This is a genomic window from Mesorhizobium sp. M0051, assembly GCF_040323235.1.
In the GTDB taxonomy this organism is placed as follows: domain Bacteria; phylum Pseudomonadota; class Alphaproteobacteria; order Rhizobiales; family Rhizobiaceae; genus Mesorhizobium.
This window is the reverse complement of record NZ_JAMYUT010000007.1, coordinates 38,309-51,320: the sequence shown is the minus strand read 5'-3', so window position 1 is coordinate 51,320 and position 13,012 is coordinate 38,309. Positions and strand designations below refer to the sequence as shown.

General features: G+C 59.8%; 13 protein-coding genes. 4 read left to right on the top strand and 9 right to left on the bottom strand.

Features of this window, described 5'->3' with window-relative positions; translation table 11 throughout:
• Positions 1-5: 5 nt before the first annotated feature.
• The gene (locus tag NKJ90_RS09350) at positions 6-800 is read right to left on the bottom strand and encodes a pyrroline-5-carboxylate reductase family protein (protein ID WP_352485954.1); all 795 of its coding nucleotides are present in this window, start codon (positions 798-800) and stop codon (positions 6-8) included.
• A 13-nt stretch (positions 801-813) separates the two neighbouring features.
• Positions 814-1,443, bottom strand: coding sequence for a TetR/AcrR family transcriptional regulator (locus NKJ90_RS09345; protein ID WP_352485953.1), 630 nt, complete (start codon positions 1,441-1,443; stop codon positions 814-816).
• Between the two features lie 148 nt (positions 1,444-1,591).
• Here NKJ90_RS09345 and NKJ90_RS09340 point away from each other — a divergent pair, with 148 nt between their 5' ends.
• From NKJ90_RS09340 to NKJ90_RS09330, 3 genes are all read left to right on the top strand, one after another.
• Positions 1,592-3,628 carry an oxidoreductase gene (locus tag NKJ90_RS09340; protein ID WP_352485952.1) on the top strand — a complete coding sequence of 679 codons (2,037 nt, stop codon included), beginning with the start codon at positions 1,592-1,594 and terminating at the stop codon, positions 3,626-3,628.
• Positions 3,629-3,678: 50 nt separating this feature from the next.
• Positions 3,679-4,281 (top strand): dimethylsulfoniopropionate lyase, encoded by a 603-nt coding sequence (locus NKJ90_RS09335; RefSeq protein WP_352485951.1) that lies wholly within the window; start codon positions 3,679-3,681, stop codon positions 4,279-4,281.
• A gap of 917 nt (positions 4,282-5,198) precedes the next feature.
• Complete coding sequence (locus NKJ90_RS09330; RefSeq protein WP_023758752.1) at positions 5,199-5,333, top strand: hypothetical protein; 135 nt, start codon at positions 5,199-5,201, stop codon at positions 5,331-5,333.
• A gap of 628 nt (positions 5,334-5,961) precedes the next feature.
• Here NKJ90_RS09330 and NKJ90_RS09325 read toward each other — a convergent pair.
• From NKJ90_RS09325 to NKJ90_RS09295, 7 genes are all read right to left on the bottom strand, one after another.
• Complete coding sequence (locus tag NKJ90_RS09325) at positions 5,962-7,002, bottom strand: EscU/YscU/HrcU family type III secretion system export apparatus switch protein (protein WP_352485950.1); 1,041 nt, start codon at positions 7,000-7,002, stop codon at positions 5,962-5,964.
• A 117-nt stretch (positions 7,003-7,119) separates the two neighbouring features.
• The gene (locus NKJ90_RS09320; protein ID WP_352485949.1) at positions 7,120-7,659 is read right to left on the bottom strand and encodes a pilus assembly protein N-terminal domain-containing protein; all 540 of its coding nucleotides are present in this window, start codon (positions 7,657-7,659) and stop codon (positions 7,120-7,122) included.
• Positions 7,660-7,707: 48 nt separating this feature from the next.
• Entirely contained in the window at positions 7,708-9,870 is a 2,163-nt protein-coding gene (gene sctV / locus NKJ90_RS09315) for a type III secretion system export apparatus subunit SctV (protein ID WP_352485948.1), read from the bottom strand.
• Positions 9,867-10,070, bottom strand: a complete 204-nt coding sequence (locus tag NKJ90_RS09310; RefSeq protein ID WP_352485947.1) for a hypothetical protein — start codon at positions 10,068-10,070, stop codon at positions 9,867-9,869. Before NKJ90_RS09310 ends, sctV begins: the two co-directional genes overlap by 4 nt.
• A 125-nt stretch (positions 10,071-10,195) precedes the next feature.
• On the bottom strand, positions 10,196-10,636 hold the full coding sequence (locus NKJ90_RS09305; protein ID WP_031260040.1) for a hypothetical protein: 441 nt from the start codon (positions 10,634-10,636) through the stop codon (positions 10,196-10,198).
• Positions 10,633-11,637 (bottom strand): SctD/MshK family protein, encoded by a 1,005-nt coding sequence (locus NKJ90_RS09300; protein ID WP_352485946.1) that lies wholly within the window; start codon positions 11,635-11,637, stop codon positions 10,633-10,635. The genes NKJ90_RS09305 and NKJ90_RS09300 overlap by 4 nt, the downstream gene beginning before the upstream one ends.
• Before the next feature lie 116 nt (positions 11,638-11,753).
• A complete protein-coding gene (locus NKJ90_RS09295; protein WP_023758745.1) occupies positions 11,754-11,939 on the bottom strand; it encodes a hypothetical protein in 186 nt (61 codons plus the stop codon).
• Positions 11,940-12,148: 209 nt separating this feature from the next.
• Between NKJ90_RS09295 and NKJ90_RS09290 the strand changes: the two genes are divergently transcribed.
• Positions 12,149-13,009 (top strand): MurR/RpiR family transcriptional regulator, encoded by an 861-nt coding sequence (locus NKJ90_RS09290; protein ID WP_352485945.1) that lies wholly within the window; start codon positions 12,149-12,151, stop codon positions 13,007-13,009.
• Positions 13,010-13,012 lie beyond the last annotated feature (3 nt).

Sequence of the window (13,012 nt, the reverse complement as noted above, 5' to 3'; positions counted from 1 at the left end):
GGCTGTCAGGTGGCTTGTCCCATAGCCACAGATTTCTGAAGCGCTGCAGCAAGGCCGCCTCGCACGGCTGCTTCAAATCCGGCTGCGCGCATGGCCTCGATCGCTGCCGCGGTAGTGCCGCGGTAGTTGACGAAAGTCTGGACGATATCTTTGGGGTTTTCTGCGCGAGCCGCGAGGAGTTTGCCGGTTCCAATCAGCACCGCGCTGACGCCCCGCCGGGCAATATCTGGGTTCATTCCTCGGCTGACCGCATCGTCGATCATCGCTGCCGCCAAAAGCGCCGGAAAGGCTGGGCCGGAGCCTGTAAGGCCCGTCATATAGTCGATATCTGCTTCGCTTTTGACCTCATCGGCAGCACCACAGGCCTCCAGAATACGGCGAACGACATTGCGGTCATCCGCGGTGACCTCCTGGGAGCCTATCCAGGGACTATAGGAATACCGCACCTCTGCCGCTGCATTCGGAAGCGTGCGGACGACACGGTCGGTCTTGAGACGTTTAGCCAATTGGTCGAGAGGGATTCCGGCCATGACCGACATGACGAGCTTGCCATACGCAGAAATCTCGATAGCAGGCCAATCCTGGGGGCGGACCGATACGATGATGACATCAGATCGATCCGCCAGCTCCTGATTGTCCCTGGTCCATGTTGCGCTTGGCTGAAAGCCGGGTTGCCCGCTTCTATGAGAGAGAGTGAGTTGCTCGGGGGACACTATTTGCGCATCGATGATGGCCTCGGCGAAGGCGCGTCCAAGCCAGCCACCTCCGCCGATTATTCCGATGCTCAAGGGTTCGCCCATTGTCAAACCTGCCTCACCCCCCCGAATAGCCATGTCTGGCGAAGAACCGGTCTAGCTCGCGCTTCTGCGGGGCCTCACCTGTAAAGATCTCTACGTACCCGGGAATGCGGTTCATGCGGTTCGCGAGATCTTCCTTGGTCTGCATTGAGATGTAGCCAATCTGCACAAGGTAGATTGTGCGCGCTCGAACATCGGCTGAGCTTTCCTCGTAACCGAAGCGGACGAACATTTGGCTCATTGCATCGAGACGCGCCTGGTCGGCTTTATGCACCTCTGCCAGAATGTCAGGAGATTGAAGCGCCCAGCTTCTGACTGCGAACTCGAACTGTGAATCGAACAAGGACTTGTCGAGCCAGCAGTCGAAAACGTTTAGCATCGCTTCGGCGACCGTCTCGGCATAGGCCTCAGCCTGCTTTACGAGGTTGCCAGTGTTCTTGTCCCGCCAGCGGGTCACGAGGGAAGCCAACAGTTCTTCTCTATCCTTGAAGAACCAATAGAAGCTGGTGCGCGACAAGCCCAACTTCTTGGCCAATGGCGAAATTCTCACAGAGTCGACGCCGGATTCCAGAAGCAAGTCGTAGGCGGATTCAAGCCACCCCTCCGGTGATCCGCGCCATCCGCTGTCGTTCGAAATTTGCTCCATGAGCGACGAACCTAACAAACTGTCAAAGTGAAAACCAGAAAAATGTACATCGATGTCTATTTAGTCGACGCCTCGGCTTCGAAACTTGACATATATGTACATTTTCGAATAGCGTTCGCATATACCGTCCCATCCCGGAGTCCGCCAGATGTCGAACGATCCCCTTCTGCAGCCGTACAAACTCAAGCATTTGACCCTGCGCAATCGCATCATCGTGACGTCCCACGAGCCGGCTTATCCGGAGGACGGGATGCCGAAGCAGCGCTATCTTGCCTACACGGTGGAAAGGGCTAAGGGCGGTGTGGCGATGACGATGACAGCCGGGTCCGCGGCGGTTTCGAAGGACAGCCCCCCGGTCTTCAATAACCTGCTCGCCTACAAGGACGAGATCGTGCCGTGGATCAGGCAGATGACCGATGCGGTGCACGAAGAGGGTGCCGCCATCATGATCCAGCTAACCCATCTTGGACGGCGTACACGCTGGGACAAAGGCGACTGGCTTCCGGTTGTGGCGCCGTCCCATCATCGAGAAGCCTCACACCGCTCATTTCCCAAGAAAATTGAAGACTGGGATATCGAACGCATCATCAAGGACTTCGCGGACGCAGCGGAGCGAATGAAAGCAGGCGGGATGGATGGCGTCGAGCTCGAGGCCTACGGCCACTTGCTCGACCAGTTCACGTCTCCTCTCACGAACGAACTTGACGGTCCTTATGGCGGTGCGCTTGATAACCGCATGCGCTTCTGCATGGATGTCTTGAAGGCGATCCGGTCACGGGTCGGCGAGGACTTCATCCTGGGCGTGCGATATACTGCGGATGAATGTCTTTCCGGCGGCAATGGCGTGTCGGAGGGCATTGAAATCTCCAAGCGCCTCAAGGAAAGCGGACTTATCGACTACCTCAACGTGATCCGCGGCCACATCGACACCGATGCGGGCCTGACCGACGTCATTCCGATTCAGGGAATGGCGAATGCGCCGCATCTTGATTTTGCCGGCGAGATTCGTGCCGCGACCAACTTCCCAACCTTCCATGCAGCGAAAATACCGGATGTGGCGACTGCGCGCCACGCGATTGCATCGGGCAAAGTTGACATGATCGGCATGACGCGCGCCCACATGACTGACCCACACATCGTGCGGAAGATCATCGAAAAGCGCGAAGACGAAATCAGGCCCTGCGTGGGTGCCAACTATTGCCTTGACCGCATCTATCAGGGCGGAGCGGCATACTGCATTCACAACGCCGCGACCGGCCGCGAACTGACCATGCCGCACATCGTCCCCAAGGCAGAAACCCGCAGGAAGATTGTCGTGGTCGGCGCAGGTCCGGCTGGCCTCGAGGCCGCCCGCGTGGCGGGTGAGCGCGGACACGAGGTCGTGGTCTTCGAGGCCGCCAGCGACCCTGGCGGGCAGATCCGCCTGACAGCGCTGAGCCCGCGCCGCAAGGAGATGATGAGCATCATCGACTGGCGCATGGCCCAGTGCGAAAAGCATGGAGTGACCATCAAGTTCAATAGCTGGGCGGAAGCAGAAACCATCGAGGCGGAAAATCCCGACGTCGTCATCGTTGCGACGGGCGGGGTGGCGCATACCGACGTCCTTTCCAAGGGCAACGAGTTCGTGGTGTCGTCATGGGACATCATTTCCGGAGACGTGAAGCCGGGAAGCAATGTCCTCATCTTCGACGACGCGGGTGACCACGCGGCACTCCAGGCCGCGGAATTCCTCGCTGGCGCGGGAGCCAAGGTTGAGATCATGACACCGGACCGGTCCTTCTCACCCGAGGTCATGGCTATGAACCTCGTGCCCTACATGAGATCTCTTCAAAAACTCGATGTGACCTTCACCGTTACCTATCGACTCGAGTCTGTTGAAAAGAATGGCAACCAGCTCATTGCAAACGTCGGCAGCGACTACGGCGGTATATCCAAGCAGCGCGTCGTGGACCAGGTTGTCGTCAATCACGGCACCCTTCCGCTCGACGACATCTATTTCGAACTGAAACCGAAATCGACCAATCACGGCGAGATTTCGCATGATGAGCTCATTGCCGGACAAGCGCAGTCGGTGGTGCGGAATCCGCAAGGCCTATTCCAACTCTTCCGCATCGGAGATGCCGTTTCAGCTCGCAACACCCACGCTGCGATCTACGACGCACTTCGCTTGGCGAAAGATATCTGATTGCCGGGCGGCGGACGACAGCGTTCGCTCTTCATAACAAGGGTTCGGTCATGGTCAGAAGTGACGCGCTGCAATATTTTGTAGACACAGCATTCGTGGCATTCGACCGGTTCTCCCACGACCTGCGGTCGCGCCGATCGATCATCCAGCTCTTCGCCCAAGCGGAGGTTCCCGGGCCTGAAAGGACCACGGCTGGGAGCCGTTTGCCAGTCTGTTCCTATCTCGGCCCGGCGTTGGCAGAAGAGACAGTTCCGTCCACACTTCGCAATCTGGTCGAACGCTTCAAGGCGATCGAGCCGTTGCTCGAATGGCGGCTGAAATCGAACCCCGACCCGTCTGCAAGCAGCAATTTCCGCGACGGTCATGCCAACGCGATGATACTTGGCCCAGGCGGCATTGAGGACAGAAACGATCTGTGGCTCGGCGTCACGTTGATGGCGCCTCACGTCCGCTATCCCGACCACGATCATCCGCCGGAAGAGACCTACCTCGTGCTTTCACATGGCGAGTTCAAGCAGGGTGACAAGGCCTGGTTTTCGCCGGGCATCGGCGGATCATTCTACAATCCGCCAGGCATCAAACACGCCATGAGATCGCTGGATGCGCCGCTGTTCGCTTTCTGGGCGCTGTTGGTGGATCAAACTCATCACTGAGCTGGGCCGAAACCCGGCCGCGGCTCGAGGAAGCAGCCAATCAAGGTTGCCCTGTCGGTGAAGCGCGTTTCATCAATAGCTTCGCCTATCGACTTGGGTTGACCGCGGACCGTCAAGGCGCCGCCGCGCTTGAAGACGCACCTTGATCAAAGATCGCGGAATGGTTGCTATACGTCGACTTTCACATGGCCGACCGGGTTCGAACAGCAAGCAAGGATATAACCGTCGGCAATCTCTTCGTCGGTGTGTCAATTACCACCGAATCGGACCCTGGTTTTTCGCGCAAAAGGAATTTTGTACGCCGATCCACACATTGCGCAGCCTGACGGCTCCTTTGCCTGCATACCGGTTGGATGACGCGCGAGACGGCGACGCACTTCAAGCTGTCGGCGGAGCCGCAGTTTTCCCGTAACCGCCCGATTGTCACCGCCTGCCTGACATCGTCGTGATGGCGTCGTTTGCGGCGTGTCTTGTGCGAGGTTTGCGATGCGTGTCGAGATTCTTGGTGCTGAACGGCGGCGTCGCTGGGGTGATAAGAAGAAGCTCGACATCGTCATGTCGGTTGGAATTGAGGGGCGACCGTGACTGAGGTTGCCGAGTGGCATGATGTGACGCGGCAGCAGATTTACATCTGGCGGCGAGAGCTGAGGAGGAAGGGCTCTTGTTGCCGTCGGCGGGTCCCATGTTCCTTCCCGTGGACATGCCCGTGGCGCAGAGCGAACCCCGTATGGGCAACGGCACTGACAGATTGTCAGCGTCGCTGGTTGAGTTGCAACTATGCTGTGGGCGGAACCTGCGCTTTGACAGAGAGATCGATCTTGCCACTCTGACCCGGCGAACAATCGCGGCCGGATCGAGAGCGAGCTTGCCAAGCGGCGCGGTGAATTGGAGCGGATGATCGACCTCGGATCAAAGGCGTGATCTCGGCCGATCGCGTGGTCGAGCGCAAGGCTCCGCTCGACGCCGAGATTGCTTGGCTTGAGGCCGAGCTTGTCGTCGCGCCGCCGATCAGTGCCGTGGAACTTCATCCGGGCGGGCGCCTTCGCCTTTGAAGGAGAGGTTCTGGCGCGGGCGTTGCAGACGACCTTCGAGCGCCGTGAAACGCCGCTTCCCACCGAGACGCCATTGGCGCTGACGACGGGCTTCGCCGAGGCAAAGCAAGTCCAGTGGGCGGTGTTTCTGAGACGGACCGAGGTCGCCCTCGCACAAGAACCACTTCGAAAATCCAGGCGCGCATCGCCGAGCTTGTCATGCCGCCCACGATCGCAACGACGCAGGCTGCGCCTTTCAATGCGCGTTGGGCGGCAGGCGGTCCCTGGGTCGACAGATAAACTTTTGCGCAACATCAATGCAGCCAGTGCCGAGACCTGCCGAGACCCCGATGGCATTGGTTTTCTAAGCGCGATATGGTTTGATGACGCTGGTTTTAGGGGCAGATTCGGGCGCGTCGCCAGAGGACGAGAAGGGCATAAATCGTCCGACTGGTCCCGATAGTTGGCGAAACCTCATAAAAATTTTCATGGCGATTTTCTTTTTAAATTCAATACTGTAACTTTTTGACGGGCCCAGCGTCGGAATCTTCTCACCGTCAGAATAAATTTGTCAGCAATTTCAGTTGGTGCATGCTGTTTAAACAATTGAGTGGGAATGCTTGCCGGGCACTTCTGCGGCGATCCTGCCTCAGGTGAGCCCGTGCCGGACGAGATGGCGAACGACCGGCGAAAACATCTGCTGGCCGATATAAGATCCGGTGTTCGCCTGCTCGAAGAGTGTTTCGGCAGCTGCCGCATCCTCAACTATGGGGATACCTGCCTGGCGCGCTTGAGCCATTATCTCGTGGGCGGCGCGGCCCTGACCCTTGCCGACGACCGTCGGCACAGGCGTTTCGCCCTTAACGTAGCGCAACGCCACGGCGCGGTCGGCGGACGCGAAAACGATGACGGCATTTTTCACGCCCAGCTTCGCAGGTTGCATCACCGTTTCGCGCCGCTGTCGCTGCTGTTCATGGCGGATCAATGGATCTCCTTCGAGATCCTTGTGCTCGCGCTTGTATTCAGTTGTCGTCATGCGCATGTCGCGAAGGAACAGCCAGCGCTGAATGGGAACATCGATCAAGCCGATAACGACAAAGGCCAGGGCAGCGGCAACTCCAAGGGGCGTCAGCACCGCCTTGATAATCGGCTCCAGACATGACTGACCGCAGCCTGGCACATCGAAGAGCGGCTGCAGCCATTCGGCCAAGACGAATACGAACAGGCTTGCCAGCAACACCACCTTGATCAGGCCCTTGGTGAACTCGACGACGTTGCGGAGCGACAGGACTTTCTGAAGGCCCTTCGCCGGGTTTATGTGATCGAACTGCGGCTTGAGCTGCTCAAACGAGAAGACCGGCCCGAATGTCCCCAGCATGCCGAAGGCCATGGTGAAAACGACAACGATCCCGACCAGCGGCAATGTCGCAAGCATCAGCAACGAAAACGAATGGCGGATGGCCCGCAAACTGACCTCCCCGAACGAGCCGCCGGGCACCGTCACGGTCTGCACGAGTTCCGAAAGGCGGCTGAAGAGCATCGGCCAGGAAAAATAAAGATACGCGAGCGCTGCGAAAAGCGTGAAGCCGGAGACCAGGTCGCGGCTTTGCGAAACCTGGCCTTTGCGGCGGGCGTCACGAAGCTTCTTGTCGGACGCTGGTAATTTCTTTTCCTCAGCTTCTTCGGCCATGTTGCAATCTTATTGCACTGTCGTGGTTCCAGTGGGCCGCGCTGGCCTGTGTAAGGTGGGGCGGGCTTGAATACGGAGAGGTGGATATGCGGTTGCATGCCGTATTCTTGCCCGTCGTCATCGCGCTGGCGCCGGCGAGAATGTCCGGGCGACATTGTCGAGATCCCCTGCCTCGTCGACGCCGCGTGCCTCGCCCATCGCAACAATGCGGGTTCCGAAAATATGGAGATTTGTCACCGAGTTCGGCTGCATTGCATGCTTCGCTTCATTGGCGGGCGTGACATCGGGCGTGACGCGGAATTGGGCCGTTGCCTCGATCTGCTCATCGGTGGCGATCGCGATGAGGTTGGTCAAGCCGGGTTTGAGGCCGAACACATAGACCATGCTCGGCGACACGACTTGAAGGTCTGCAATCGTGGTGTCGGCGATGAGGACGGATTCGACCGGTTCGTAGATCCGCAGCAAGCGTCCTTGCCCGACCGGCAGGTCGAGCGCTGGCTTGCTCGACAAGGGCGAAACCTTCTGCGCCGACGCGTCGGCAAATGTGAACAAGACTGCCAGCAGGAAGCCAACCGTCGCGATAGCGAGCCGGCGCAAATCCGTCCGCCTGGCGACAGCGGCTGATCGAACGCCTGCTGCGCTATCGTGGATTGTCATGCCGTTCCTCTCCTGATTCCCCAAATGTCCCCGTCCGTCCGGCTGGCGTCATGAGGTTGCCTCTTGCCCGGCCTTCGGCTGAGCCGATGTCAACGACTGGGAGACGCTGCGCGCGCCGGCTTTGCCCGAGCGGCCCGAGATCGTGGCCAGCGGCTGGACGTTGAATTCTTGCGCGAGTTCCTGGAAGGACAGAACCGGAAGCTCGATGGCATTGTGCATGAGCAGGCTACGCATATGACGCCGCACATCCATCGCGGCGAGGACCACCGGCGAGACATCGGTGGAGTTCTGCGCCAGCGCCCGCTCGATTTCGGTGACCAGGGCCTGCGCATCATCGTCGGAAAGATTCAGGAATGTCCCGGTCGAAGTGCTTTGCACTGCGTTTCGCAGGATATCCTCGGCCGACCGCTGCAGGACATAGGCGGCGATGATGTTGGTGCGGCCGGCGGAGCGGAAGCTGATCTGGCGTTTCAGGGATGTGCGAACATATTCCGTCAGCAGGACGACGTCCTGCTCGCGCTGGCCCCATTCGATCAGGGCTTCGAGGATCAGGCGCAGATTGCGGATCGGCACGTTTTCACCGACGAGCCGGCGAAGCACTTCCGCGATCTTCTGCAGTGGCACGATCTCCTGTGCCTGCCTGACCAGGTCTGCATAATCCGGCTCCATGTCCGACAGAAGCCTGCGTGTTTCCTGAATCCCGACGAAATGGCCGGCATAAAGCCGAAGCGAATTTCCGGTCCATCTGGCCGCTGTTTCGGCCGGTGTGGAGAAGGCGAAGCCGGCTTCCTTCAGCACCGATATGTCGCTGTCATCGACCCACACGAATTTGCGCTGACCGGCAACCGAAGGACCTTTTTCGTAGGTCACTTCGAGCAGATCGAGATGCGTTGCGTCCGCTTCGACAAGAACGCGGTCGGCTGGAATTTCGGCATCCAGGATGGGTGCTCCTTCCAGATCGATGCGGATGCTTCGTGGTGAAAGCATCTCGTCGACCTGCGTGCCGATAGCCGGAACGTCGATACCGAGATCGCCGAAGAGTTCGCGGCGCACGCCGTCGGCGAGCGCGGCGAATTCGGGCTCGGGAATCGAGCGTCCGAGTTCTGTTCCGAGGCGTACCACGACGCGATAGGAAGGAGGCAGTATTCCGGTGGGGATTGCTGAAAGCGAGGCGGAATTCCCCGACCGTTCGGGCAGCTGGCCGATGTCCTTGGGCTCGGATTCCTGGGCTGTGCGCCGATTGACTGCATAGGCGCCCGCTCCGAAGCAGGCACCAAGCATCAGGAACACGATAAAGGGGAAGCCCGGCACCATGGCAAGGCCGACCATGATCACCGCGGCCAGCGCGAGCGCTCGGGAATCCCGCAGGAGCTGGCTGGTTATTTGCTGGCCAAGATCGCCAGTTCCGTCGGCGCTGCCGACGCGCGTCACCATCGTACCGGCGGCCACGGCGACGAGCAGTGCCGGTATCTGCGCCACCAGCCCGTCACCCACGGTGAGCAGCGAGTAGGTGGCAGCCGCGTCCCCCAGGGACATATCGTGCTGCAGCGTTCCGACGGCGAACCCACCGACAAGGTTGACCAGAATGATCACGATCCCGGCGATGACGTCGCCCTTGACGAATTTCATGGCGCCGTCCATCGCGCCGAACAGCTGGCTCTCGCGCTCCAACTGCTGGCGCAGACGGCGTGCCTCCGCCTGGTCAATGTCGCCGTTGCGCAACTCGGCATCGATACTCATCTGCTTGCCCGGCAGCGCATCGAGCGTGAAGCGCGCGGCCACCTCGGCGACGCGTTCGGCACCCCGTGCAACCACGATGAACTGCGCGACGGTGATGATCAGGAAGATGACCAAGCCCACCGCAATACTGCCGCCGACGACGAAGGTACCGAAAGCGGTAATGATATCCCCGGCGTCGGCCTGGAGCAGGATCAGTCGCGTGGTCGTGATCGTGATGGCCAGCCGGAACAAGGTGGCGATGAGGATGACCGACGGCAGCGACGAGAACTGGAGCGGATGAGAAACGTAAAACGAAGCCAGCAAGATAAGCACGCTGATGGCGATATTGGCGGTGATGAGAATGTCGACGAGGAATGTCGGCAACGGGATAAGCATCATCACCACTGCGACGAGCAGCAGGACGGCAATGACCAGGTCGCTGCGGCGTGAAAGCCTGGCCAGGAATCGCAGAAGTCGCTCCGATATGGTCATTCAACACCTCGGTGCGACAGGAAGCTCAGCAAGGCACTGCGCGCCTCGGTCTTGCGCCCGGCCACGAGCAAGGCGCGGCTCTTCAGCAATGCAAGCGCCGGGTGGTCCATTCCGTCCAAGGTCTCCAGCCTGGCGATCGTGGCAAGCGCCTTTTCCGCCTCGCCATCGAGTATGAGCAGGTGCGCCAATGTCCGCAGCACGCCGGCATTTCCCGGCGAGAGCTGTGCAGCGATAAGCAGGTACGCCGCGCCCCGCTTTGCCTGCCCGTGACATCCATAGAGATAGCCCAAGACATGCAGCAGGTGTACGGTGTCATGCGGGTCGGTCAGATTTCGATTCCTTCCTGCATGCGACCAAGCAGATCGCGATGACGCTCGATTTCATCCTCCATCAGCGTTCTGGCGAGTGTCTTGAGTTGCTCGCCGCCCTCAAGGTCAGGGACCAGGTGCGTTACAAAATGCTGGAGAATTGGCACGGAGCGCCGCAGGATGGCTGGCTCGGGAATATTGGGCATGACGAAGTTGACGAGTATCTCATCGAGCGATTCCCCGGCGGCACCCTGAGAGCGCTGGAATTCCGCAGTTTCTGACATTTCCGTGCCAGCGGCTGACTTCGTTCCCTGGGCACGGTTTGTGGCTTTGTCGGCGCCATTCATCCGTCGCCGGTGGATCGATTGACCGCGTACGCTTTCGGCCTGCCGGACCTCGCGGCCGGGTGTGTCAACCCTTGCCGTGTCGAACCGCGGCCCTTCAAGCCGGCGGTTCACGGATATTTCAGCGCGACCGTGGCGCCGCCCTTGGTCAGGAGAAGTTCCGTCTCGCCGATGTGCTTTATGGTCCAGCCGTCATTCGTGAATGCGCCTTCGTGATAGCGTGCGCCGTCGGCGGTAATGACGTATGGCCGCTCGCCATACCAGATTGCCTGCAGCGTCAGGCGCGGAGCCTGCTCCGCGTTGCCGATCATGACGTTGGAGACGAGGGCAATATGCGCGCCAAACGCCTGGTCGAACCAGGATTGCGTTTCCGTCCAGACACCACTTTTGTCATTGGGGATCATCCCCGAGACCACGAGGCGTCCCGATGATCGCTGAACGGTCAATGTCCTTATGCCGGATTGCTCGAGATGCTGCTTGAGCTGGCTTTCCGCGTCGGCGGCACTTTGGATTTGCGCCGGCGATGAATCGTCCAGGACTTCTTGCCCTGCGTCACCCGCAAAGGCCATCCTGACCGGTTCGCCGTCTTGTGAGGCCAGCTTCTGGCCAATATCGGGCTTGGCGAAGGAGAACCCGTTCGCCGCGACGGAAACAGCGAATACAGCAAGCAGAACGCTGCCTGCAACCAGGAGAGGGCGATTGGAAACAGCCCACCGATTCGATGGGCGTTCGGAGTTGACCAACTGGATGCCGGCGTCACCGACGCTTAGGGTGAACGGCAGCCTGCAGCGGCTGCCATGTCCCTCGTGGATGGTCTCGCCTGTGGCCAGTGCGACATCGCCGCCAACGGCTTCGATTTCAAACTGGCTGCCCTGGCGCCGCAGCCTTGCATGGATCGGCGCGATGCCGGCATCCCTGAGGACGATGTCCGACTCCGTGCTGGAACCGATCGTAAAGACTGGGTCGACCAGACTGATTTCGGCGCCGGCGTGAAATCCGTGGGTTACGCTGAGCGCGACGGAATGTCCGGCTGCCGGGGAGGGAGCGATAATCGAGCGGAACCGGCGCGCCGCCGGCGCCGGATCCAGATATCTGCCGATAGGGCTAGCGGTCATGCCACTTCATCTCCCGCCGATGACGATTTCAAATGCAGCCAGACGACGGCGTTGAAAGGCCGTGCAGTATGCCGCCGATTGCTTGCGGCGGCGTATGGGTTCGAGAATCCGCTGGCTCAGGCCTTTTCAGCCGATTGGCCGAGCGTCTTCGCGGTGCTCATCAGCATGTCATGTTGGGATTTCGCGATCTCTTTCGTGATCTCCAGCCCAAACATGCGCTCCTGTTGCTTGATCATCTTGTCCAGGTTCTGTTCCGGCGACCCGGTAGAGCCGGAGGTAATGGGAGGGGTAGCAGCCATCATTGTCTCCTTGAGGGACTATTCATTACGAACTCCGGACTCACACCGCTGCGATCCGGCAGGTTGCCAAGGCACTCTAAGGCAGCATGGCCGAAATTGAAAGTCCATTTGGAATATATGAGCCACTCAAGTTCCAAGTGTTGCATTGCCAACGTGTGAGGAGTAATCTGCCAGGCGGGTGAATGGGGTATTTCAGGATGGAAAAAGGTCCTTTGGCCGAGTTGTTGGTCGAACGGTTTGAGAATATGCCGCCTCAACTGCGGGTCGCCGCGCGTTTCGTGCTGGATCATCCCAAGGATGTCGCACTGATGTCGATGCGCGAGCAGGCGAACCAGGCCGGTGTTTCGCACAGCACGATGATGCGGCTGGCGCGATGGCTTGGGCTTGAAGGCTACGAGGATATGCGCAGCCTTTATGCGCGCGCTCTGCGTGAGACGATCGCCGGGGAGCCGGCGCGACAGGGTATCGAACAGCGTGGCGATCCGGGATATTCGACGGCCGGCGTCGTTGCCGACACGCTTGCGGCCCAGATTTCAAGTCTTGGTGAATACGGCAATGCCATGCAGTTCATTGCCGCCGCCGACCTGCTTGCAAGATCGCGCGATCTTTTCGGTCTCGGCTCACGCTCCGCCTACCCGGTCGCAAGCCACTTCGTTCACGTCATGTCGTTTCTGGCTGGCGCTGGCCGCAAGGTGACGCTTGTCGGCGAGATGGCCGGACAAGGCCTGAATGCCCTGCAGCACGCGGGACGTGGCGACGTGCTGCTGGCTGTGGGCATGGCGCCTTATGAACGCACGACCATCGACGTGGCGCGCCAGGCGGCTCGGCAGGGCGTCGGCGTGGTGGCAATCACTGACAGCAGCGTGTCTCCGCTGACGCGGATCGCGCGGGAGACAATCATCGTCACGTCGAATTCGCAGTCGTTCTTCCGAAGCATGGCGCCGGCGTTCGCCGCCGTCGAACTTCTGGCGGCACTGACGGCAGCGCGGTCCGAAACGGATGCCGCAGAACGGGTAAAACAGTCGGAAGAGCAGCTTGCCGCTTTCGGCATTTATTGGAAGCCCCCTCGATAACAT

Bases quoted from the DNA above. Each gene is read 5' to 3' on its own strand.
- NKJ90_RS09350 (WP_352485954.1), bottom strand. From the start codon at position 800: ATGGGCGAACCCTTGAGCATCGGAATAATCGGCGGAGGTGGCTGGCTT.
- NKJ90_RS09335 (WP_352485951.1), top strand. From the start codon at position 3,679: ATGGTCAGAAGTGACGCGCTGCAATATTTTGTAGACACAGCATTCGTG.
- NKJ90_RS09340 (WP_352485952.1), top strand. From the start codon at position 1,592: ATGTCGAACGATCCCCTTCTGCAGCCGTACAAACTCAAGCATTTGACC.
- NKJ90_RS09320 (WP_352485949.1), bottom strand. From the start codon at position 7,659: ATGACAATCCACGATAGCGCAGCAGGCGTTCGATCAGCCGCTGTCGCC.
- NKJ90_RS09295 (WP_023758745.1), bottom strand. From the start codon at position 11,939: ATGATGGCTGCTACCCCTCCCATTACCTCCGGCTCTACCGGGTCGCCG.
- NKJ90_RS09345 (WP_352485953.1), bottom strand. From the start codon at position 1,443: ATGGAGCAAATTTCGAACGACAGCGGATGGCGCGGATCACCGGAGGGG.
- NKJ90_RS09325 (WP_352485950.1), bottom strand. From the start codon at position 7,002: ATGGCCGAAGAAGCTGAGGAAAAGAAATTACCAGCGTCCGACAAGAAG.
- NKJ90_RS09300 (WP_352485946.1), bottom strand. From the start codon at position 11,637: ATGACCGCTAGCCCTATCGGCAGATATCTGGATCCGGCGCCGGCGGCG.
- sctV (WP_352485948.1), bottom strand. From the start codon at position 9,870: ATGACCATATCGGAGCGACTTCTGCGATTCCTGGCCAGGCTTTCACGC.